This window comes from Streptomyces sp. NPDC046931 (genome assembly GCF_040644655.1).
Classification (GTDB): Bacteria; Actinomycetota; Actinomycetes; order Streptomycetales; family Streptomycetaceae; genus Streptomyces.
On sequence record NZ_JBEYWX010000009.1, the window covers coordinates 71,034 to 93,054 of the forward strand.

Below are 22,021 nucleotides of genomic sequence, written 5' to 3' on the forward strand. Positions count from 1 at the left end.
CTCTCCTCCGTGCTCTCTTACTGGTTGCCGCAGGCGGACACGGCGGTCGTGTCCAGCCACGGCAGGTCGTGCCCCATCCGGTCCCGCTTGGTGCGCAGGTAACGGAGGTTGTGTTCGCCCGCCTGTACGGGCATCGGCTCCCGCTCGGTGACCTTGAGGCCGTGGCGGACCAACGCCTGGGTCTTGTCGGGGTTGTTGGTCATCAGACGCAGGCTGCGGACGCCGAGGTCCTCCAGGATCTGGGCGCCGGCGGCGTAGTCACGGGCGTCGGCGGGCAGGCCCAGCTCCAGGTTGGCGTCCAGGGTGTCGCGGCCGCGTTCCTGGAGTTCGTAGGCGCGCAGCTTGGACAGCAGCCCGATGCCGCGTCCCTCGTGGCCGCGCAGATAGACCACCACGCCCCGCCCCTCGGCCTGGATGCGCTCCAGGGATGCCTCCAGCTGGGGGCCGCAGTCGCAGCGCAGGGAGTGGAAGACATCGCCGGTGAGGCACTCCGAGTGCATGCGGACCAGGACGTCCTCACCGTCGCCGATCTCACCGTGCACGAGGGCGACGTGCTCGACGCCGTCGACGGTCGACCGGTAGCCGTACGCCGTGAAGGCGCCGAAGGCGGTCGGCAGGTGGACCTCGGCCTCACGGCGGACGGTGGGCTCGGAGGTACGGCGGTAGGCGATCAGGTCCTCGATCGAGATGATCGTCAGGCCGTGCCTGCGGGCGAACGGGATCAGCTCCGGCAGGCGCAGCATGTGGCCGTCCTCGCCGGCGATCTCCACGATCGCGCCGGCCGGGCGCAGTCCCGCGAGCCGGGCGAGGTCGACGGCGGCCTCGGTGTGGCCGTTGCGGACGAGGACGCCGCCGGGCTTGGCGCGCAGCGGGAAGATATGGCCGGGGCGGACGAAGTCGCCGGGGCCCGCCTCGCCGCCGGCGAGCAGCCGCAGGGTGGTGGCACGGTCGGAGGCGGAGATACCGGTGGTCACCCCGTGGGCGCCGCTCGCGTCGACGGACACGGTGAACGCGGTGCGCATCGACTCGGTGTTGTGGTCGACCATCTGGGGGAGCTGGAGGCGGTCGAGTTCGTCGCCCTCCATGGGGGCGCAGATCAGGCCGCGGCACTCGCTCATCATGAAGGCGACGATCTCGGGAGTGGCCTTCTCGGCGGCGATGACGAGGTCGCCCTCGTTCTCCCGGTCCTCGTCGTCGACGACCACGACCGGGCGGCCGGCCGCGATGTCGGCGATGGCCTGCTCGATCGGGTCGAGCGAGAAGTCCTCGACGTCGTCCATGCTGTACAGGACCGGCGCGGTGGTCATGCGTGGGCTCCTTCCAGAACGGGCCGCGCGGCCCTGCGGGAGCGCAGCCACCAGTCGCGCATGCCCCACAGGACGAGCGCGCCGTAGATGACGTAGACGAATCCGGAGAAGGCGAATCCGTTGGCGAAGTTGAGGGGGACGCCGACGGCGTCGACCAGCAGCCAGGCGAACCAGAACTCGACCATGCCGCGCGCCTGGGCGTACATGGCGACGATGGTGCCGACGAAGATGTAGGCGTCGGGCCAGGGGTCCCAGGACAGCGACGGGAAGGCGGTGAACAGGCCCGCCACGGCGAGCGTGCCCGCGGCCGCGGCACCGGCCAGCACTCCGCGCTCGCGCCAGGTGGCGAACCGCACGGCGATCTGGCCGTCCTCCGCCTGGCCCTTGCCGCGGTTCCACTGCCACCAGCCGTAGACGGCGACGACCATGACCACGATCTGCTTGCCGGCGCTGCCGGACAGATGGGCGGTGGCGAAGGCCGCGAAGAGGACGAGTCCGGACACGAACTGGGTCGGCCAGGTCCATATGGAGCGCCGCCAGCCGAATGCCAATCCGACCAGGCCGATCACATTACCGATCATGTCCGACCACTTGATGTGCTGGCCGAAGACGGCGAATGCCTCGGAGTTGAGCCAGTTCACCGGGTGGCCCCCTGGTTCGCCAGCAGCCGCTCGACGTACTTGGCGACGATGTCGACCTCGAGGTTGACCGGGTCGCCGGGCTGCTTGAGGCCGAGCGTGGTCAGGGCGAGGGTGGTGGGGATGAGGCTGACGGTGAAGTAGTCCGGGCCCGCGTCGACGACCGTGAGGCTGATGCCGTCGACGGTGATGGAGCCCTTCTCGACGACGTAGCGTGAAAGTCCCGCGGGCAGCGCGACCTTGACGATCTCCCAGTTCTCGGAGGGCTTGCGCTCCAGCACCGTTCCGGTGCCGTCGACGTGGCCCTGCACGATGTGTCCGCCGAGGCGCGCGCCGACGGCGGTGGGCCGTTCGAGGTTGACCCGGGAGCCGACCGTGAGGGCGCCGAGGCTGGAGCGCTCCAGGGTCTCCGCCATGACGTCGGCGGTGAACTCGTCACCCTCGTGCTCCACGACGGTGAGACAGACGCCGTTGACGGCGATGGAGTCGCCGTGCCGGGCTCCCTCGGTGACGACGGGGCCACGGAGCCTGAAGCGGGAGGAGTCGCCGAGGTTCTCGACGGCGGTGACCTCACCCAGCTCTTCGACGATTCCGGTGAACACTTCCCGGGTCCTCCTGCCTCAGTAGGGCACGGACTCCGGGGCCTGTCGATGACGACAGCAGAAACGGACGAGGACACCGGGACGACGCCGGACAGGGCCCGTCCTGTGGACGAACCGGTACGGCGACGCGCATGGATGCCCGCCCGCCGCGCACTGCCTCCCATCCGGACTTTAACCGTCGGTCCAGGAATTTCACCTGGTCAACCGATCGCTGGAAGCGACCGGGTCGCGGACTGTAACCGCCGGTTCGGACTTTCACCGACCCCGGAGTGCGCTGCTTTTGGTACAGGCTCAGTCTGCCACGCGCGATCGACGGCCATGCGGGTGAACCGCTGTGGGCTGCCTCACATGTTCACATACTGGACTTCCGTGCCCCGTTGCGAGGGACCGCCGATCGACTGCCGGTCGCACATCACGGGCAACGTCCGCCCGGTGAAGGGCATTTGACAATTGGTCCATACCTATTGACGCGTCTGGTCTAGTCCTTTTAGTGTCGGCGGTCCCGGCGTGGTGCGCCGTCCCCGAACGGCCCGGCGGTGGTGACGGAGGCCCTTGCCCCGCCGCCGGGCCCCCACCGGGGCGCCTGGGAGGCTGTCGGGTGTGAGGACGCACACCGACACGTTCGAGAGCCACCGTCCGCGCCTGTTCGGTCTCGCCTACCGGATGCTGGGGTCCGCCGAGGAGGCGGAGGACACGGTGCAGGACGCGTTTCTGCGCTGGAGTGCGGCCGACCGGGACGCCGTGGAACGGCCCGGGGCGTGGCTGGCCAAGGTCGTCACCAACCTCTGTCTCACCCGGCTCACCTCGGCCCGCGCCCGGCGCGAGGTGTACCCCGGACCCTGGCTGCCGGAGCCCGTGGTCACCTCGGACGGCACGCTCGGCCCCCTGGAGTCCGCCGAACAGCGCGATGCCGTGTCGTTCGCCCTTCTGGTCCTGCTGGAGCGGCTCACCCCGGCCGAGCGTGCGGTGTACGTACTGCGGGAGGCGTTCGCGTACGGCCACCGGGAGATCGCGGAGGTGCTGGACCTCGGGGAGGCCAACTGCCGCCAGCTGTACCGCAGGGCGGTGCGGCGCCTGGCCGCCGACGACACGCGGTTCGAGGCGGAACCCGAGCGCAGGGCCCGGCTGCTGGAGTCGTTCCTGACGGCGGCCCGGGACGGTGATCTGGCCGCTCTGGAGAAAGTGCTCGCGGCGGACGTGACCTGGTGGGGCGACGGCGGCGGCAAGGTCAGCGCGGCACGGCGGCCGATCGAGGGGCGCGAGAAGGTCCTCCGCTTCCTGGCGGGCGGCTTCCAGCGCTTCCTCTCGCACGTCGGCCTCGCGGTGGAGGAGGTCAACGGCGCGGCGGGGCTGGTGGCCCGAGACGGCGACCGGGTCGTGGCGGTCGTCACGATCGAGATCCGCGACGGGCTGGTCGCCCGGCTGCGGGCGGTGGTGAACCCGGACAAGCTGGCGTTCGTCGAGCGCCAGCTCGGCCGCCCCTGAGACTGTCACATTCGGCGGGTGCCGTCCGGTCGTAGCGGAGAAGGGGCGTTCCAGCAGGGAGCGGCCCCACGCGAAGGGACGGAACACACATGACCACGATCCTGGTGACCGGCGGCACCGGAACCCTCGGCCGACTCGTCACCGAGCGGCTGCGGGCGGACGGCCACGAGGTGCGTGTTCTCGCCCGTCATGCGCAGCCCTACGCCGTCGATCTGATCCGGGGCGGCAGCGGTCTCCAAGCGGCGGTCGAGGACGTCGGCACAGTCGTGCACTGCGCGAGCACGCCCCGCGGAGGCGACGAACAGGCCGCCGCGCATCTGATCGAGGCCGCGCGCCGGGCGGGCGTGGTCCATCTCGTGTACATCTCGATCGTCGGAGTGGACGCGGTGCCGGTCGGCTACTACAAGGCCAAGCACGCCGTCGAGCGGCAGATCCAGGAGTCGGGTCTGGGCTGGACGATCCTGCGGACGACCCAGTTCCACGATCTGCTTGTGCGGGTGTTCGAGGCCATGGGCAGGCTGCCGGTGCTGATGCTCCCGGCGGGTGTGAGCGACCAGCCGATCGCGGTGGCCGAGGTGGCGGACCGGCTGGCGGAACTGGCGGTGGACGGGCCGGCCGGGCGGGTCGAGGACATGGGCGGCCCCGAGGTGCGGACGTTCCCGGAACTCGCCGGGGCCTGGCTGCGGGCGACGGGGCGCCGTCGGCCGGTCGTCACCGTGCCGGTCCCGGGCAAGGCGTTCCGCGCGCTGCGCGCCGGTGGCCATCTGACCCCCGGGAAGGCAGTGGGCAAGGGCACGTTCGAGGAGCATCTGGCGGCGCGGTACGCGGGCGAGGCGACGGCTCGCTGACGGGTGCCGCGACCGAGGTCAGCGGGCCGGGGGCGCGAAGAGGTCGTCCTGCGCGCCGTCCCGCGCGGTCAGCAGCGCACCGCGCAGGACCGCGCCGCCGCCCAGCGCACTGGCCCGTACCTCGGTGGTCAGCGGCGACATACGGACGAGCCGCTCCCGGACGCGCCCGGCGAGCATGTGCCCGCCGGCCTGTCCGACCTCGCCGCCGAGCACCACACAGCCGGGGTCGAGGACGGCGGTGACGGACGCGGCGCCGATGGCGAGTCGGTCGGCGAGTGCGTCGAGGAAACCGGACGCGGTGTCCTGGTCCGGAGCGCCCGGTCGGCCTGCGCCGGCTGGCGGTCCTTCCCCGGCAGCCGGTCCATCTTCGATAGCCGGACCCTCTCCGGCAGCCCGGTCGGCTCCGGCATCCCGGCCCTCCACCGCCCGTACGGCCCGGCGGACCAGTGCCGCCGCGCCCGGGCCGTCCGACTGCCCCTGGGTCGGCATCCCGTATTCCTTGGCCAGTTCGGCGATGGCGGCCGCTCCCGCCAGGGAGTGGAAGCCCCCCTCGCAGTCCGTCGCCGACGGCAGCGTACGCGTGCCCGGGACCGGCAGAAAGCCGATCTCGCCGGTGCCTCCCGAGGCTCCGCGACGCAGGGCGCCGTCCAGCACCACGGCCGCACCGGTGCCGTGTCCCAGCCACAGCAGCACAAAGGTGCCACGGTCACGCGCGACGCCCTCGCGCTGCTCGGCCAGCGCCGCGAGGTTGGTCTCGTTCTCCACGATCACGCGCGCGGGCAGCCGCTCCTGGAGCGCCGTGACCAGACGGCGATGCCATGCGGGCAGCCCGGTGGTGTCACGCAGTTCCCCGGTGGCCGGGTCGATCAGTCCGGGCGCCCCGATCCCGACCGTGTGCAGCGAAGCGGCACCGGCCTCCTTGGCGGCGCGTTCCACCAGCGTCACCGCCTGCTCGACCGCGGGCCCCGTACCCGTGTCGCCGCCGATGGGCACCGAGGCCCTGGCGAGGACCCCGCCGAGCAGATCGGACACCAGGACCGAGACACCACCGGTGCGCACATCGAGAGCCGCGAGATGGGCGCGGCCGGCGACGATCCCGTACAGCCGCGCCTTGGGACCGCGCCGCTGCTCGCCCGACTCCCCCACCACCGCGATCAGCCCCGCCACGGTGAGCCGTTCGACGAGGTCGGCGACCGTGGGCCGGGACAGTCCGGTGAGCTGCTTCAACTGCCCTGCCGTCAAGGGGCCTTCCTGCTGCATCAGGCGCAGGGCGAGCCGGTCGTTGATGGCCCGGGCGGTGCTCGGGGATGCGGGCATGCCGGAATCCTCCCAGCCGGGCCGCTCGAGGGGCGACTCCCTCCCCTGTCTATCAGGCAGGGTTCCTGATAATTTCCGCCCGCAGCGGGGCGGACACACCCGGGGAGGGGCCCCAGAATGAGCGTGATGACCGCAGGGATCTACGAACAGCGCGAAGTGAGGCGCGCCCGGTACGCCGTGGCCGCCGTGTTCGCCGTGCACGGCGCCGTCACCGGTTCGTTCGCGACCCGGGTGCCGTGGATCCAGGACCACGCCTCGGTCAGCGCGGGCCAGCTGGGACTGGCGCTGGCGTTCCCCGCGCTCGGTGCGTCCGTCGCCATGCCGCTCGCGGGCCGCGTCACCCATCGCTTCGGCGCCCGCAACGCCCTGCGCGGCCTGATCGGCCTGTGGACGCTCGCCCTGGTCCTGCCGTCCCTCGCCCCGAACCTGCTCACCCTGTGCCCGGCGCTGTTCGTCTACGGCGCCACGGCGGGCATGGCGGACGTCGCGATGAACGCCCTCGGCGTGGAGGTCGAGAACCGGCTCGGCCGGTCGATCATGTCCGGTCTGCACGGCATGTGGAGCGCGGGCGCCCTGCTGGGCTCGGCGGCCGGCACACTCGCCGCGCACCTCGGCGCCGACGCCCGGGTCCACCATGCCCTGGCGGCCGCCGTCCTGACCACGCTGGGACTGGCCGCCTGCACCTGGGTGCTGGACCTCCAGCCGGCCGAGGACGAGGAGCCGCCGCCCCGGTTCGCACTGCCGCCGAAGTCGGCGCTGCTGATCGGTGCGATCGGGTTCTGCGCGGTGTTCGCGGAGGGAGCGAGTCTGGACTGGTCCGCCGTGTACCTGCGGCACCAGCTGGACACCTCCGCCGGGCTTGCGGCCGCGTGCACGACGGGCTTCACGCTCACCATGGCCCTGGCCCGGATCGCCGGTGACAGGGTGGTCGACCGGTACGGCCCGGTGCGCACGGTGCGGGCGGGCGGCGTCCTGGCCGTACTGGGCGGCCTGCTGATCGTGAGCGCGGGCCGTCCGGCGGTGGCGATGACCGGGTTCGCGCTGATGGGCCTCGGTATCGCGGTCGTCGTACCCCTGTGCTTCGCGGCGGCGGGCCGCAGCGGGCCGAACCCGAGCCAGGCCATCGCCGGCGTCGCGACCATCACATACACCTCGGGACTGGTGGCTCCGAGCGCGATCGGCGGACTGGCCCAGGCGACCAGCCTCGTCGTGTCGTTCGGCCTGGTGACGGTGCTCGGCTGCGGGCTCGTCGCATGTGCGGGCGTGCTGCGCACGGGCGAGCGCGGCAGCCTCGGGGTCAGTCGGCCGGACGCAGCAGTTCCCGGCCGACGGTCCTGAACCGCTCGCTCCACGAGGCCGGGCGCAGCGTCGCCGCGTCGAGCCGGACGAGGACCCGGGTGCCGTGCGCGTACGTCACCGCTCCGTCGGCCGAGCAGAACCGGAACCCGTACGTGAGGCCGGTGTTCCCGAGTCGCTCGAGCCACAGGTGGACGGCGTACGCGCCCGGCTTGGCCACCGGGGCCTCGTAGGTGATCCGCAGCTCCTTGACGGCGTTGCAGAAGTCGCCCGCTGCCTGCCAGTCGCCTTCGAACGTGAATCCCTGCTCGTGCCAGAGGGCCGACCAGGCGCGCTCGACCATCACCGGGTAGCGCGCGTTGTGGAGCAGACCCAGCGCGTCCAGGTCGTCGAAGTGCACGACGGCGGGGATCAGCCGGCCGTACGACACGACGGGCGCGGCCTGGGCTTCGACGGTCACGGGCGGAGCTCCTGAGAAGTACCTGCTGAGGCGCTCGCGACACTGCGGCGCTGGACCCTGTCATGGTAAGCGGTCGCTCAGCCGATTCCCTCCGCGGGTCCGGTCCGACCCGGTCGGCCGCCCGACAGTCCCTTGGCGTCCAGGGTGTGAAGCGTTTGGCGGTCAGCACCCGGGCGTCGTTCCGCCAGGCGCGGTCCTCGGCGGGACGGGCCGCTTCTCGCCGTGGAATCCCTTGGCGTCGACGGTCGTGTACTGGGTCGTCTCGCCGTCGATCCAGCGCATGACGTTCCAGCGGGAGGCGCCTTCGCCGCCATCGCACCGCACATCGGCTACCGCCGACGCACCGGGTGGGAGGGCGACTTGGGGATGCGCCGGGAGCGGCCTCCGCTGTGCCGGTGATGGCGGCGACGGTGGCGATGGCGACGATGGCGGATCACAGACATCCGATCAGGGACGGCCGTCGTGCCGCCGTCGAAGATCCGTCGCGCGTGGCGGGGAAAACCGGCGGCCGGAGGCCGGCAGAACCGCAGCGATCCCGGCTCGGGGGAGGTCAGCCGGTGACGCGGAGCTCGACCAGTACGGATCGCTTGCTGGTGTCGCCCGCCTCGCCGACCGGCGTGTAGTCGTTCTTGGGGGCGTTGACGACGGTTTCCTTGCCACCGGTGTCGAGGGTTGCCTGAACCGGGTGGTCCTGGGTCCAGATGCCATAGGCGTCGGGGAGTTCCATGGTCAGGAACCCCTGCTTGCCGCTGACCTTGAAGCAGAAGTACATGCCCGCGGTCCGGGACTCGACCTTGATGTCGAAGGCCGAGGCGCAGTCGGTGAGCAGGATGTGGCCGTCGCCGCGCTTGAGCGTGATCTTCTGCTCCGCCTGGATCTTCGCGGCTCCGGGATAGTCGTAGGTCTCGACGGCGGACGGCATGCCCGTGTCGGTGGGCGCGGGCTCGGTCGGCGAGGCCGACGCCAATGTGGCAAAACCCACAGAGCTCACTACAGCCGCTATAGCGCCAACAGCGAGGGTTTTTCCGGCGCGTGACATCGTCACGGGTTCCCTTCGGTCGGTGGGGGCTTGATCATCCCCGATGAGGTGCACAAGTGAAGCATATGTAAGGTACCTGCGAAGGACCCCCCAACTACTTCGAGTTTCAACCTAGTTGACGTGCCGTCATGACGGGCCGCATGCCCGGCGGACCGCATTCCGGACAGCATGCAAATTCACCATCGCCAATAGTGAGGTGGGCGCATGAGCCACCGGGTGAACGCACCAAGACCTCGTGAAGCTCATTCGGTATGAAAAGGACTTCGCATGAAGAAACGTTGGCGCCCCGTACGGGCGTCACAGGGCCGGGCAATTGAGTCCATAAGGGCCCGCACCGCCACCACCCTGCGCGGGACGGCCGCCGGGCTGGTGCCGCTGACCCTGGCGGCCGGACTCCTGGGCGCCTCACCGGCCACAGCCGCAGACGACGACTCCGACTACTCCCTCGACCGGGGGCTGGTCGTCGAGTACTGGCAAGACGGCGGCAGCGGCGTGAAGGACGCCGCGGAGCGCGCGTTGCTCGGCGGCGACGACGACATCCGCGCGTTCATCCGTGACGAGCCGGCCCTGCAGGCCGTCGACGACCGGGTGGACATCAGCCGGATCATCAACGCCGGCGGCCCGGCAGTACGCCAGGCGGCCAAGACCGCCCTCGGATCACAGAACCCGGACGATGTGACCGCGTTCCTGCGCGGCGGCTGGAAGGCCCCGCTGGAGCAGGACCAGCGCGTCGAAGCCTCCAGGGTGATCAACCTCGGCGGCCCGGGCGTGCAGGACGCGGGCAAGGCGGCGCTTGAGGGCACGCCCGAGGACGTGGCGACGTTCCTGACCCAGGGTCAGTACTCCGCACGCGAGGCCGACAACCGCGTCCAGGTCTCCCAGCTGGTCAGCTCCGGTGGCCCGGCGATGAAGGCGGCCGGGAAGGTCGCCTTGCAGGGAACACCGGATGACATCGTCGAGTTCCTGGAGGTCGGCCAGTTCACCGCCCGCAACCGCGACCAGGAACACGCCACGATCGCGCAGCTGACCGAGCAGGCCAAAGCGGCCGGCGAGCAGGCCGACGACGCCACCGAGGCAGCGCAGGAGGCATCCGCCAAGGCGGTCGCCGCCTCGGAACTGGCCAAGGCGGCAGCCCAACGCGCGGCGAAGGAGACCGCCGAGGCCAAGGACGACGCGATCAGGGCCGCCTCCAAGGCCCGGCAGGCAGCCGAGGCGGCCCGGGCCGCCTCACAAGCCGCGCAGACCGCGATCAGCGCGGCCAACGCCGCCGACCGCTCGGCACGCATCGCCGCGCTGGCGGCAGCCCAGACCGCCGCGGCGGCCACCGCCGCCGCCAACGCCGCCGGCGCCGCCTACAAGGCCGCCGCCGACGCGGCCGGCGACAAGAACAAGGCCGACTCCGCACGGGACTCCGCCCGCGCGGCCCGGGCCGCCGGAGCCCTGGCGAAGTCCTCCGCGGCCGCCGCGGAACAAGCCGCCAGAGCCTCACTGGCCGCCGGTGCGGCCGCCAGGGCCTCCCTGAGCGCGACCGGCAACGCCAACGCCGCCGCGGACGCAGCCGACGAAGCCAACCGCCAAGCCGACGCCGCCGGCGCACACTCCGCCCAAGCCCAGGCCGCCGCCGCCGAGACCCGCCGCCACGCCCGTGAGGCGAACCGGGCAGCCAACGCCGCCCAAGCCCTGGCAAGCGAGTCCGCCCAGGCCGCCTACGATGCCCGGGACGCGGCGAACTCCGCGGCCACCCACGCCGAGAACGCAGCCGATGCGGCGGAGGAAGCCGCCAAACAGGCCGGCAAGGCCACCAACGCGGCCAACGAGGCCGCCAAGCAGGCCGCCAAGGCCAAACAAGCCGCCGACACCGCCACCGCGGCCGCCGCCACCGCGCACAAGGTGTTCACCATCGCCCGCAAGACCGAGGCCGAGGACCTCGCCACCCGCACCAACGCGGCCATGGAAACCGCCCAGTCCCAAAAGGACGCCACCGACACCTTCACCTCCCAGCTCGCCCAAGTCGCGCTCGAGGACAAGCAGATCGGCCAGGACACCGCCGCCCTCGCCGCGCAGGCCGACAAGCCCGGAGCCGACACCACCGCCATCGCCGCCAAGGGCCGCGCCATAGCCCTGCGAGCGTTGAAGCAGTACGGATTCTGGCGGCAGGAAGCAGCCGCCCAGGCGCTCTCGGGTGACGATGCGGCGGTTCTGGACTACCTGAGGTCCGGTGCGAAGCAGGCGGAGACCGACGAGATCCGCCAGCAGGTCACCGACCTCGCGTCAGCCAGTGAGTATGAGAGCGTGCGCACCGGTGCAACGGAGGCGCTGAAGGGCGGCGACCAGCAGATCCGGGACTTCTACACCTCCGGTCAGTACACGGTGGCCACCGCGGACTACCGGGTCCTGGTCTCGCAGATCAACAACGCCGGCGGCCCGGCCGTCAAGGACGCCTCCAAGGCGGCTCTGGCCGATGGCAGCCCGCAGGCGATGATGTCGTTCCTCAACGGCGGCCAGTACCAGGCCCGCAACCAGGACGAGCGGGTGCTGGCCTCCAAGCTGGTCAACGACGGCGGTCCGGAGGTGCAGGCGGCCGCGAAGATCGCACTGACCGGCCCGGCGGACGAGCTGCACGAGTTCATCGAGGTCGGCCAGTACATGGCCGACCGCAAGGACAAGCTCGCCCGGACCCACACCGCGCAGATGCAGCGCCTGCTCAACGAGGCCGACGGCATCGCCGCCCTGGCGCGCAAGGACAGCTGCCTGGCCGCCAACGCCGCCGCCACCGCCAAGAACGCCAAGGACGAAGCGAACAAGGCGGCAGCCGAGGCACACAAGAACGCCGAACAGGCAGGCAAGTACGCGGAGGACGCGAAGAAGTCCGCGGACCAGGCACAGGACAGCGCCAACCAGGCAGCCGAATCCGCCAAGGCCGCCCGCAGCGCCGCCGACCGAGCCGACCAGGACGCCGCCAACGCCGACGATTCGGCAGCCCAGGCGGAATTCTCCGCCAACTACGCACGGGACTCGGCCGCCGCCGCCGACGATGCGGCTCAGCGTGCCTGGGGAGACGCCTTCGAGGCGGGCAAGAGCGCGACGGAAGCCGACGGAGAGGCCTCCAAGGCCTGGTCGGATGTGGCGACCAAGCGCCGGGCCGAGGAGGCCGAGGCCCGGAAGCAGGCCGAGGAGCTGCGCAAGCAGCAGCGTGAGAAGGAGAAGCAGGCAAAGAACAAGAAGCACTGCATCGCCTACATGTCGCGGGACAGCCTCCCGCCGTGTGCTCTGGCCGGTCAGCCTCTCGAACTGCCCACGCCTTCCCCGGACCTGGCCAAACTGCTGCTCAAGGGCGGCATGGAAGTCCTCGGCATCAGCGACCTGGTCGACTGCGCCAAGGAACCGACACTCGGCAAGTGCACCCTCGCCGTGGTCGGCGTACTCCCCATCGGCAAGCTGAAACTGGCCAAGAAGGCCGCCGACGGCGTCGAGGACCTCGCCAGGGCCTCCCGCGCCGCGAGGGCCGCCGAGAAGTGTCTGGAGTGCTTCCTCGCCGGCACCAAGGTCCTGATGGCCGACGGCTCGTCCAGGAACATCGAGTCCGTCAAGGTCGGCGACTCGGTCCTCGCCACCGACCCCCTGACCGGGGCAACCGGCCCGCGAGCGGTCAACAAGCGGATCGTCACCGACCACGACAAGCGGTTCGACGAACTCACCCTGCGCACTCGCCACGGCATCGAGCACCTCACCGCCACGAGTGAACACCCCTTCTGGTCCGCTTCCTCACACACCTGGGTGGCGGCCGGGCACCTGCGAACGGGGGCGGCCCTCCGCACGGTCGACGGCAGCACCGTCGCCGTCGACGACAACCGCTCCTTCGAGAAGACGGCCCGGACATACAACCTCACCGTCGACGACCTGCACACGTACTATGTGCTGGCAGGAAAGACGCCGGTCCTCGTCCACAACAGCAGCTGCCCAGTCCCCATCTCGAAGGGGAGATGGGACCATATCTGGGACCGTCATGTAAATCGAGGCAAGTATCCGAACAAGAGCAAGTTCAACACGACGAGCAAGGCGAAGATCCAGAGTATGATCAATCGCGCTCTTGATGGAGCGACCGGGGACGGCGTCTACTACTACCGATTCCCGTCGGCGATCGGTACGACTGCCAAGGGTGACCCGCAGTACTACATCAGAGTCGTGGTGCGGGACCGAAAGCTCATTACCGCGTTCCCGTCCGATGCTCCGTGAGGTGATTGCTGTGGCGAGTGCGTTCGAGGAGTTGCCGCCATGGGCGTAGATGTCGTGTTGAAGCAGGTGAGCCAGCCGGGAACGAGCCCGAAAAGGCGTCGCCTGCAACAAGTGGACGCCGTTCTCGACGGGTCCGACGTGTTCGCTCGCATCTGCGAAAGCAGCAACCTGCCCATGCTGAATCGAGTAGACCCCTATGGGACTCTGATTCTGACCGCGCAGGACATGCCGCAGTTCCTTTCCGAGGTTGATGCGGTGACAAGTTCGGTCGACAGGGGTACGGATCGCGACATCCTGACCGCTATCCGGAGTCTGGCTCAGCAGTGTGCGGCCGAAGCGTCGATGGAGCTGCATCTCGAGGGAGACTGACTCGGCGTCGCGCAATGCGCATACGGGAGTCCTCACCCAAGCGTGGGCTTGGTGGGGGCTCCTGCGCCGTAAAGGCCGCGGAGAAGTACCTCCGATACCGGCAGCCAAGGCCCTCCGGCTGGGAATGGAACCTCATGAGCCGGAAGTCGGAGACATGGGTGAAGATGCCGTCGGAGCCCTCCGGTGAGGCGGCGGCCGCCCGGTTCAGCAGGGCGGCCTGCCGGTCGGCCGGGTTCCAGCCGGAGTGGCCGCCGTCGTAGCAGACCCGTGCCCGGGGTTCGCGGTCTTCGGGACACGTCCGGGACGACCTCGCCGGAGCCGGGCCCGGCCGCGAAGGCGTCGGTCCAGGCGTCGTGCGCGCCGAGACCGGGCGCACCACCCCGCGAGGCCCCTGCGCGGTCGCGGTCCGGGATCGCGTACGGCACCAGAACCGGGACCCGGCCCCGCGCGGCGGCGGGCGAGGGGTCGGTGGCGTGGAGGGCGCGCCTGCGGGCCGCCCGGCGCGCGACCGGCCGCCGGGCGCGTGCGCCTGGCACCTGCTCCCCTTCCGATTCCGTCCCCCTGATGGCCCACAGCGGGCGTCCCTCGTTCCGGGGAAGGCCACGGGCCGATGGCGCCCCGGTCGGCCCAGGGCTGGAACTCTGCCCCCATGGTGCGGTTGGAGCAGTTCACGACCGGGGTGGACACGGTCGTCTCACGCATGCGGGCGCTCGACGGAGCCTGGCCGGAGCACGATGGCGTCGCGGTCTTCAACCGCGTCTACCTCGCCGTCACCCAGGAGGTCGACCGCCGTCTGGACGCGGCGTACTTCCCGGACCCACGGGCCGCGATCGCGCTGGACGTACGGTTCGCCGAGCGGTATCTCGCCGTCGCCGAGGAGGGTCCGGTGCCCGCCTGCTGGCGGCCGTTGTTCCAGTTCCGGCGCCATCCCGGGGTACGGCCGCTGCAGTTCGCGCTCGCGGGCATCAATGCCCACATCGGCCATGACCTGGCGCTCGCCGTCGTGGACACCTGCCGTGCGCTCGGCTGCGAACCGGCCGGTCTGGAGGACGCGTTCGAGCGGGTGGGCGATCTCCTCGTCTCGCTGGAGGAGCGCATCCGCGACGAGCTGATGCCCGGACCCGATCTGCTCCAGCTCGCCGACCCGTTGACCCATCTGCTCGGTGCGTGGAGCCTGGAGCGGGCCCGGGAGGCCGCGTGGTCGGCGGCCCGGGCGCTGTGGGCGCTGCGGCACCTGCCGGACGTGGCCGAGGAGTTCGGGCGCCGGCTGGATGCGGCCGTGGGATTCGCGAGCCGGATGCTGCTCACACCCCTGCCGCACTGATCCGGCCGTCGGCGCCTGTCGCGCCGGGCGGTGCCCCATGGCCGCTGTACGTTGATCAGGAGGACCATCCATGGCGAAGGAGCGACAGGCATGGCGACCCGGCTCGGACTCGGCCTCCCCCAGAACCAGCAGTACGACATCGGGCGGGACGTACCGGACGTCGCACGCGCCGCCGAGGAGATGGGCTACGACAGCCTGTGGGTGTACGAGCGGGCCCTGTTCCCCGAGTCCACGGCCCAGGGGCTGTACGGCGTCGAGGGAAGGCCCTGGCCGGAAAGCTACCGCGGGGTGGCCCACCCCCTGGTGACGCTCGCCCTGGCCCTCACGGCCACCCACCGCGTCCGGCTCGGCACGAGCGTCCTGGTGGCGCCCCTGCACGGCCCGTTCCAGCTCGCCAAGGCGCTCGCCTCGCTGGACGCGGCGAGCGACGGCCGGATCGTCGCGGGCCTGGGCACCGGCTGGTCCCTCGACGAGTACGCGGCGGCCGGGGTCCGCCCGTTCGAGGAACGCGGCCGGGTCATGGACGAGATCATCGATGTCTGCCGTGCCGTCTGGGGCCCCGACCCCGTCTCCTACGAGGGAAGGCTCACGACGATCTCCTCGGCGGTGGTCGCGCCCAAGCCGGCCCGGCCGATCCCGATCCTGCTGGCCGCGACGAACAGCACCGCCCAGCGGCGGCTCGTCGACAAGGCCGACGGCTGGATCCCGGTGGGCCTCGGCGCCGAACGGCTGGCGGCGCAGTGGCGCGTGCTCCAGGACCTGGCCGCCGAGATGGGCCGCGTCGAGCCGCTGCAGACGGTGATGCGCGCGAACGCCGCGTACTCGGCGAAGGCGTACGACGGGCCGGACCGGGGCCCCTTCCAGGGCAACGTCGACCAGATCGTGGAGGACCTGGCGGCCCACGCCGAGGTCGGCGTCGAGGAGATCCTCATCGATGTGCAGGGCTCGGTCCGGGACGCGCAGGAGCTGAAGGACGTGGCCGCGAAGCTGTACACGACGGCGCGGGCGGCCGGCATCTGACCGGCCGCCCGCTCGTCCACGGTCCGGCTCAGTCCTCCGGCAGCTCCACCGGCGCGATCTCGTCGTAGGCGTCGCCGGGGCCGGGGTTGGCCGGGTCGGTGGCGCCGCCGAAGTGGTGCATCACGCCCCACACGGCGTTGAGCGCGGTCTGCACGGCGCCCTCGGCCCAGCCGGCCGTCCAGGAGATGTCGTCGCCCGCGAGGAAGATGCCCCGCTTGTCGGCGGGCAGCCGGTCCTGCATGAAGTGCGTGAACAGGCGGCGCTGGTAGCGGTAGTGGCCGGGCAGGTTGGCCTTGAACGCGCCCATGAAGTAGGGCTCGTTCTCCCAGGAGACGGTCACCGGGTTGCCGATGATGTGCTTCCTGATGTCGACCTTCGGGTAGATCTCGCCGAGCGACTTCAGCATGACCTCCATCCGCTCGCTCGCGGACAGCGGCAGCCACTTCAGGCTGTCGTCGCACCAGGTGTAGGACAGGCAGATGACGGCGGGCTTGTCCGGACCGTCGTCCAGCAGGTAGGTGCCGCGGGTCATCCGGTCGGTGAGCGTCATCGACATCACGTCCCGGCCGGTCTCCTCGTCCTTGTCCAGCCAGAACGGCCGGTCCACGGGCACGAAGAGCTTGCTGGACTCCATGTAGTGGGTCCGCTCGATCGCCGTCCAGTGGTCGATCGGGAACAGCGCGTCATCACAAGCGATCTTGGAGAGCAGCATCCAGGACTGGGCGGTGAAGATCGCCGCCTTGTAGGTGCGGATGTCGCCGTTCGCGTCCGTCACCGTGATCTGGTTGCCCGCGGTGCGGTGCAGCCGGGTCACGGCGGGCCGGGGCTCGCCGTTCTCGTGCAGCGACTTCAGGGACGTCCCGTGGGCCCAGTGCAGGATCTTCCCCGGCTCACGCTCCCACAGGCGCAGCGGCAGCTGCTGAGAGCCGCCCACGATGCCGCGGTGGTGGTCGTCGGCCTCGGTGTAGACGACCCGGAGGATCTCCAGGATGGAGTTCGGGAAGTCGGTGTCCCAGCCGCCGGTGCCGAAGCCGACCTGGCCGAAGATCTCGCGGTGCCGGAAGGACTTGAAGGCCTCGGAGTCGCAGAGGAAACCGTAGAACGTCTGGTTGTCGAGCTTCTCGACGAGCTTGGCCCAGATCTCGCGGATGCGCGGGACGTCCCGCTCGCGCATGGCGCGGTTCATGTCGGAGAAGTCGGCGCCCTCTTCGAGGCACTTGTTCCAGGCCACGGCGACGTCCCGGTAGACCTGGGGGAGATCGTCGACCGTCTCGGCGTAGTGCGACTCGCCCTTGAGGTCGACGACGGTCGAGGGGGTAGCCTCCGCCAGCGGGTTCGGGAACGGCGTGGTCTTCAGGCCGACCAGGTCGATGTAGTGCTGGAGTGCCGTGGAGGACGGCGGGAAGCGCATGGCGCCCATCTCGGCGGTCAGCGACGGGTCGCAGCCGTCGAAGCCGACGGTGCGCAGCCGGCCGCCGATCTTGTCGGCCTCGTAGACGACGGGCTTGAGGCCCATCTTCATCAGCTCGTACGCGGCGACGATGCCGGACAGGCCACCGCCGATGACGGCGACCTCGGCGCCGTGCTCGGTCGCGGGTATCTGGCCGAGGCCCGCCGGGTGGGCGAGGTAGTCGTCGTACGCGTACGGGAAGTCCGGGCCGAACATGGTGATCGGCGGCTGCTGCTCGTCTGCGTGCTCGACGGCGTTGGGCACCGTGGACGTCATGGGGTACGGACTCCTTGCGCGGGAAGAACTCGGGGGGAGGCTGCGGGGGTCAGACGAGGGACCCGTAGAGGCCGGGGCGGCGGTCCTCGAGGTACGGGTTCGCCTCGCGGGAGGCGGCGAGGTGGGCGGGGTCGACGTCGGCGAGGACGAGTTCCTCGATGTGGCCCGCCCGGGCGCGGGCGACGCCGTCGGGTCCGGCGAGGGTGGACAGCCCGACGAACTCGAACTCCCCCTCCTGCCCGACGCGGTTGACGTAGGCGACGTACATCTGGTTCTCGAAGGCCCGCACCGGCACGAGGGACTCGGCGACGAACTGGAACGGATGCATCTGGGCCGTGGGGACCACGAGGAGGTCGGTGCCGGCCAGGGCGTGGGCGCGCACGTTCTCCGGGAACTCCACGTCGTAGCAGATCATCAGGCCGATGCGCAGGCCGTTCAGCTCGGCCTGGGCGACCGGCCGGTCGCCCGGCGTGAAGTGGTCCCGCTCGAAGCAGCCGAAGAGGTGGGTCTTGCGGTAGTTCGCGAGGCGGGTGCCGTCGGCGGAGATGAGCTGGGCGGCGTTGAAGACGGTCTCGCCGTCCCGCTCCGGGTAGCCGTAGGCGATGGCCAGACCGTGCCGGGAGGCGATGTCCGCGATCGCGTCCGCGGAGTCGCCGTCGGCCGGCTCGGCGAGCCGGGCGATCGCGTCGCCGATCGCGTATCCGGTGAGGAACATCTCCGGCGCGACCAGCAGCCCGGCTCCGGCGCCGGCGGCTCGGCCCGCGGCCTCGTCGAGCACCTTGAGGTTCTCGGCGACCGAGCCGGGGCGGCCGGAGCTCTGGAGGAGGGCGGTGCGCATGCGTGTTCTCCACCGGTACGGAAGGGTTGGGGGGCCAGTTAGACGGTACGGTCGGGGCCCTCGGCCGGACAAGGAGGAGCCGTTGCGCGCCCCTGAGCGGATCGTTGCGTGCGGGGCGGAGTGACCGGCGATTCGTTGCGTGCCGCCGACGCTCGCCCCGGGGCTCCCCCGGGGCTTCGGGCTCACAGCTCGCGCAGCCGCTCCACGATCTCCCGCAGCAGCTCCGGGTCGGCCGCGGGGGCGCCCGTGGGCCGGAGGCGCGGCTCGTCGATGCGCACCAGACCGGCCTCGGCCAGGTCGCCGAGCAGCACCCGGACGACGGTCAGCGGGAGGTCGGCGTCCGCGGCGAGTTCCACGACCGGCCGCGGTCCCCGGCGCACCATGTCGAGCAGGGACGCCCGGGCGTGGTCGACGTCCGTGCGGGAGCCCTCCATGTCCAGGGCGGTGACCTGCGACATCAGGTCCATGGAGTGCCGGTGCGAGGGGCGGGTCCGGCCCCGGGTCACGGTGTAGGGGCGCACCATGGACCCGGTCTCGTCCTCGTACCAGTGGTCGTCTTCGGACACGGCCGGTCAGGTGCCGGCGGGGTCCGGGGCCGACCGCAGGGCGGCGTCCATATGGCGGCCGACCCGGCGGACGAGCAGCGCCATCTCGTGCGCCAGCTGTCCGACGTCGGTGCGGGCCTCGCTCAGTACGGCCAGCCGGGTGCCGTCTCCGGCCGGGGTGATGAACAGATAGGCGTCGTCGAGCATCACCATGGTCTGCCGGACCTTGCCGGCGCCGAACCGCTCCCCCGTTGAGCGGGCCAGGCTGTGGAAGCCGGAGCAGACCGCCGCGAGGTGCTCGATGTCCCGTCGGCGCATGCCCTCCGAGGAGCTCAGCGGGAGGCCGTCCGCGGTCAGCAGCACGGCCTGGCGTACATGGTCGGTTCTGGCCACGAGATCGTCCAGCAGCCAGCCCAGGTCCGTGCCGGGCGGCTGGTCGGCCTCGGCGGGGTGCTCGGGGCTCTGGTCACGGCGCATCGTCGGCGTCCGTCCCTTCCTCGGTGTCGGTTCGCTCCGTGGGGGTCTCGGTTCGCCCGGCGGGGCCGGGCTCCGTGGGGATGCCCTTGCGGCCGCGGTCCAGGCCACGCTGGTACGCGCCGAAGATCGCCCGTACCTCTTCGGCGCTCACCTCGCGCACCGGGGCCTCGTCAGGATCCGGGGCCCCGGTGCGCAGGCCGGGGGCGAGGGAGGTCTGACGGACGCGGGTGGGCAGGGCGGGAGCAGTGGGGGGCGGGACGTGCTCGGTCCCCTGCGCGCGTGGGTGCTCGGTCCCCCGCTCACGCGGGCCTTCGGGCCCTGCCTGTCGCGCGTGCCGCGGGTCCTCGGACCCCTCCTCCCCCGCCGGCCGCTGCTCCGGCTCCCCCTGCCGCTCCCGGACGAGCACCGCCGTCCTGCCCCGTACGGGCAGCGTCCGGACCTGCGCGTCGCCCCGCGGGGCCGGTGTCGCCGGTGTCGCGGGCTCGACCTCGGCCAGGATCGCCTCCGGCAGCAGCACGACCGCCGTGGTGCCGCCGTACGGCGAGCGGGTGAGGGTGACCTCGACCCCCTGCCGGGCGGCGAGCCGGCCCACCACATACAGCCCCAGCCGGTCGTGGCGCGTCGGGTCGAACCGGTCCGGGGCCGTGAGCGTGCGGTGGGCCGCGTCGATCTCTTCGGGGCCCAGCCCGAGACCGCGGTCGTCGATCTCCAGGACGAAGCCGCCGCGGACACGGTCGGTGCGCAGCGTGACCCGGGTGTGCGGCGGGGAGAACACGGTGGCGTTCTCGAGGAGTTCGGCCAGCAGATGCACGACGTCGGCGACGGCGTCCGCCGCGATCCCCACCTCCGGCATCGGCGGGATCACCACGCGCGCGTAGTCCTCGATCTCGCTCACCGCGGAGGACACCACGTCGGCGACGGGCACCGGCCGCCGCCATCTGCGGCCGGGAGCCGCACCCGAGAGGATGATCAGGCTCTCCGCGTGCCGCCGCATACGCGTGGTCAGATGGTCGATCCGGAACAGCTCCTCGAGGACGTCCGGGTCCTCGGTGCGCCTCTCCAGGGTGTCGACGAGCTTGAGCTGGCGGTGGACGAGGGCCTGGTTGCGCCGGGCGATGTTGAGCAGCACGGCGAACAGTCCGCGGCGGAGCGTGGCCTGCTTCACGGCGGCCTCGACGGCCGCGCGGCGTGCGGCGTTGAAGGCCCGGCCGACCTGCCCGATCTCGTCGGGGCCCGCCTCGCCCTCGGCCAGCGGCGGCGCCTCGACGAGGGCGTCCACCTCCTCGCCCGCGCTCAGCCGCTCCATGACGTCGGGGAGCTGCCGGGTGGTCAGCAGGTCGGCGGAGTCCCGCAGTGTCTCCAGGCGGCGCGAGATGCGCCGGGCGCCACGGACCGCCAGCCACAGCGACAGGCCCACGGCGGCGAGTCCGATCACCCCGACCGCGGCGGCCTTGGCCAGCTCCCGGTAGGCGAACGCCCGGCCGTGCGCGGCCGCGTTCTCGGCGGACCGGGTGCACAGCAGCATGTAGCGCTTCACGGCCCGGTCGGTGGTCGTCCGCCACGAGTCGGCCGAGACCGCCCGGCCCGCGCCGTCGGCGCCCGCCCGCAGCAGGGCGTCCTCGCCCGCGGTCAGGGCGCGGTGCACGCTGTCGCCCTGGAACCGCTCGAAGAGCGCCCGCGAGTCGGACGGCAGGTCGGGCACATAGGTCCGTTCGAAGACACGGCGGTCCTCGATGGTGGCCGTGAGCATGTCGTACTGACGGTCGGTCAGCCGCCCGGCGGCACGCGCCCCGGCGACGAGCGCGTCCTCCCGTGAGACGAACTCCCGTACCCGCACCAGCTCGGTGACGACCTGTGCCTCCCGCGCGAGGCGGCCGGCCTGGAGCGCGGTGATGGCGGACTGGACGTCGAAGTCGGGTTCCACAAGGGCGCTGTACTCGGTCACCGCCCGGTCCCAGGAGATACGGCCCGACAGCACACGCTCCCGCAGCCCCTCCAGCTTGCCCGTGGCGGCGACCGCGGAGTCGAGCGCCCGCCGCTGCCCGTCGGACAGCCGGCCGCGGTCGCCGTCCCTGACCGCTTCCCGCAGGGCGTTCACGGCCCGGTCGGTGCGGCGCTGCTGCTCCAGCAGGTCCAGGGCCGCCCCGTTGCGGTGGCCCCCGCCCAGATACGCGGCCGCGAGCCGCCGTTCGATCTGGATCTGCCCGATCGCCGTGTCGACGGGCGTGCCGAAGTCCACGTACACGCCCTGGAGCCGGACGAGTGCCCGGAGTTCGCCGGTGACCGACACCATGGCGAAGCTCCACAGCGTCAGCAGGGCGATCGCCGGAGCCAGCGAAAGTGCCACGATGCGCGCGCGAACCGTGGTGGGACGGCCGAAGGGCCAGCGCATGGTCTCCCCCGGGAGGACATGACGGTCGGGTGCCGGGCGGGGGGCGCATGACCCGCAGGTATTACCCGCCGGTAGTGAGTGCGGCACAACCTACGGGATGGG

At 71.6% G+C, this 22,021-nt stretch carries 18 protein-coding genes, 1 pseudogene and 1 riboswitch; of the genes and pseudogenes, 7 read left to right on the forward strand and 12 right to left on the reverse strand.

Going from position 1 to position 22,021, the window contains the following annotated elements:
* Nucleotides 1-17: 17 nt before the first annotated feature.
* From ABZ876_RS18075 to ABZ876_RS18085, 3 genes are read right to left on the reverse strand one after another with little or no spacing between them, the layout of a single operon-like run.
* Entirely contained in the window at nucleotides 18-1,307 is a 1,290-nt protein-coding gene (locus ABZ876_RS18075) for a bifunctional 3,4-dihydroxy-2-butanone-4-phosphate synthase/GTP cyclohydrolase II (protein WP_361781517.1), read from the reverse strand.
* Nucleotides 1,304-1,948 carry a nicotinamide mononucleotide transporter family protein gene (locus ABZ876_RS18080; RefSeq protein WP_361781520.1) on the reverse strand — a complete coding sequence of 215 codons (645 nt, stop codon included), beginning with the start codon at nucleotides 1,946-1,948 and terminating at the stop codon, nucleotides 1,304-1,306. The genes ABZ876_RS18075 and ABZ876_RS18080 overlap by 4 nt, the downstream gene beginning before the upstream one ends.
* Nucleotides 1,945-2,547 carry a riboflavin synthase gene (locus ABZ876_RS18085; protein ID WP_361781523.1) on the reverse strand — a complete coding sequence of 201 codons (603 nt, stop codon included), beginning with the start codon at nucleotides 2,545-2,547 and terminating at the stop codon, nucleotides 1,945-1,947. Before ABZ876_RS18085 ends, ABZ876_RS18080 begins: the two co-directional genes overlap by 4 nt.
* Nucleotides 2,548-2,693: 146 nt before the next feature.
* A riboswitch (FMN riboswitch) is annotated at nucleotides 2,694-2,824 on the reverse strand.
* Nucleotides 2,825-3,147: 323 nt separating this feature from the next.
* Between ABZ876_RS18085 and ABZ876_RS18090 the strand changes: the two genes are divergently transcribed.
* Nucleotides 3,148-4,032, forward strand: a complete 885-nt coding sequence (locus ABZ876_RS18090) for an RNA polymerase sigma-70 factor (RefSeq protein WP_361781526.1) — start codon at nucleotides 3,148-3,150, stop codon at nucleotides 4,030-4,032.
* A gap of 89 nt (nucleotides 4,033-4,121) precedes the next feature.
* Nucleotides 4,122-4,880, forward strand: coding sequence for an NAD(P)H-binding protein (locus ABZ876_RS18095; protein WP_361781529.1), 759 nt, complete (start codon nucleotides 4,122-4,124; stop codon nucleotides 4,878-4,880).
* A gap of 18 nt (nucleotides 4,881-4,898) precedes the next feature.
* On the opposite strand, the gene ABZ876_RS18100 is transcribed toward ABZ876_RS18095, so the two are convergent.
* Nucleotides 4,899-6,197, reverse strand: a complete 1,299-nt coding sequence (locus ABZ876_RS18100) for an ROK family transcriptional regulator (protein ID WP_361781532.1) — start codon at nucleotides 6,195-6,197, stop codon at nucleotides 4,899-4,901.
* Nucleotides 6,198-6,323: 126 nt separating this feature from the next.
* Here ABZ876_RS18100 and ABZ876_RS18105 point away from each other — a divergent pair, with 126 nt between their 5' ends.
* A complete protein-coding gene (locus ABZ876_RS18105; RefSeq protein WP_361781535.1) occupies nucleotides 6,324-7,535 on the forward strand; it encodes an MFS transporter in 1,212 nt (403 codons plus the stop codon).
* On the opposite strand, the gene ABZ876_RS18110 is transcribed toward ABZ876_RS18105, so the two are convergent.
* On the reverse strand, nucleotides 7,495-7,953 hold the full coding sequence (locus ABZ876_RS18110) for a hotdog domain-containing protein (RefSeq protein ID WP_361781538.1): 459 nt from the start codon (nucleotides 7,951-7,953) through the stop codon (nucleotides 7,495-7,497). The two genes, ABZ876_RS18105 and ABZ876_RS18110, sit on opposite strands and share 41 nt — an antisense overlap.
* A gap of 550 nt (nucleotides 7,954-8,503) precedes the next feature.
* Nucleotides 8,504-8,944: a hypothetical protein gene (locus tag ABZ876_RS18115; RefSeq protein WP_361781541.1), complete on the reverse strand. Its 441-nt coding sequence runs from the start codon at nucleotides 8,942-8,944 to the stop codon at nucleotides 8,504-8,506.
* A 315-nt stretch (nucleotides 8,945-9,259) separates the two neighbouring features.
* Here ABZ876_RS18115 and ABZ876_RS18120 point away from each other — a divergent pair, with 315 nt between their 5' ends.
* On the forward strand, nucleotides 9,260-13,228 hold the full coding sequence (locus ABZ876_RS18120; RefSeq protein WP_361781543.1) for a polymorphic toxin-type HINT domain-containing protein: 3,969 nt from the start codon (nucleotides 9,260-9,262) through the stop codon (nucleotides 13,226-13,228).
* A 39-nt stretch (nucleotides 13,229-13,267) separates the two neighbouring features.
* A complete protein-coding gene (locus ABZ876_RS18125; RefSeq protein ID WP_361781546.1) occupies nucleotides 13,268-13,597 on the forward strand; it encodes a hypothetical protein in 330 nt (109 codons plus the stop codon).
* A 142-nt stretch (nucleotides 13,598-13,739) separates the two neighbouring features.
* On the opposite strand, the pseudogene ABZ876_RS18130 reads toward ABZ876_RS18125, so the two are convergent.
* Nucleotides 13,740-14,049, reverse strand: a pseudogene (locus ABZ876_RS18130) (endoglucanase); the annotation flags it as partial.
* A gap of 197 nt (nucleotides 14,050-14,246) precedes the next feature.
* On the opposite strand from ABZ876_RS18130, the gene ABZ876_RS18135 reads away from it, so the two are divergent.
* Nucleotides 14,247-14,921 carry a DUF5995 family protein gene (locus ABZ876_RS18135; protein WP_361781549.1) on the forward strand — a complete coding sequence of 225 codons (675 nt, stop codon included), beginning with the start codon at nucleotides 14,247-14,249 and terminating at the stop codon, nucleotides 14,919-14,921.
* Nucleotides 14,922-15,011: 90 nt separating this feature from the next.
* Nucleotides 15,012-15,941 carry an LLM class F420-dependent oxidoreductase gene (locus ABZ876_RS18140; protein ID WP_361781552.1) on the forward strand — a complete coding sequence of 310 codons (930 nt, stop codon included), beginning with the start codon at nucleotides 15,012-15,014 and terminating at the stop codon, nucleotides 15,939-15,941.
* Nucleotides 15,942-15,969: 28 nt separating this feature from the next.
* Here ABZ876_RS18140 and ABZ876_RS18145 read toward each other — a convergent pair whose 3' ends face one another.
* The 5 genes from ABZ876_RS18145 to ABZ876_RS18165 form a co-directional block, all read right to left on the reverse strand.
* A complete protein-coding gene (locus ABZ876_RS18145; protein ID WP_361781555.1) occupies nucleotides 15,970-17,667 on the reverse strand; it encodes an NAD(P)/FAD-dependent oxidoreductase in 1,698 nt (565 codons plus the stop codon).
* A gap of 49 nt (nucleotides 17,668-17,716) precedes the next feature.
* Nucleotides 17,717-18,505 carry a carbon-nitrogen hydrolase family protein gene (locus ABZ876_RS18150; protein ID WP_361781558.1) on the reverse strand — a complete coding sequence of 263 codons (789 nt, stop codon included), beginning with the start codon at nucleotides 18,503-18,505 and terminating at the stop codon, nucleotides 17,717-17,719.
* A 182-nt stretch (nucleotides 18,506-18,687) separates the two neighbouring features.
* A complete protein-coding gene (locus ABZ876_RS18155; protein ID WP_361781561.1) occupies nucleotides 18,688-19,071 on the reverse strand; it encodes a DUF742 domain-containing protein in 384 nt (127 codons plus the stop codon).
* Nucleotides 19,072-19,077: 6 nt separating this feature from the next.
* Complete coding sequence (locus ABZ876_RS18160; RefSeq protein ID WP_361781564.1) at nucleotides 19,078-19,527, reverse strand: roadblock/LC7 domain-containing protein; 450 nt, start codon at nucleotides 19,525-19,527, stop codon at nucleotides 19,078-19,080.
* Nucleotides 19,517-21,919 carry an ATP-binding protein gene (locus ABZ876_RS18165; RefSeq protein WP_361781567.1) on the reverse strand — a complete coding sequence of 801 codons (2,403 nt, stop codon included), beginning with the start codon at nucleotides 21,917-21,919 and terminating at the stop codon, nucleotides 19,517-19,519. The genes ABZ876_RS18160 and ABZ876_RS18165 overlap by 11 nt, the downstream gene beginning before the upstream one ends.
* Between the last annotated feature and the right edge of the window lie 102 nt (nucleotides 21,920-22,021).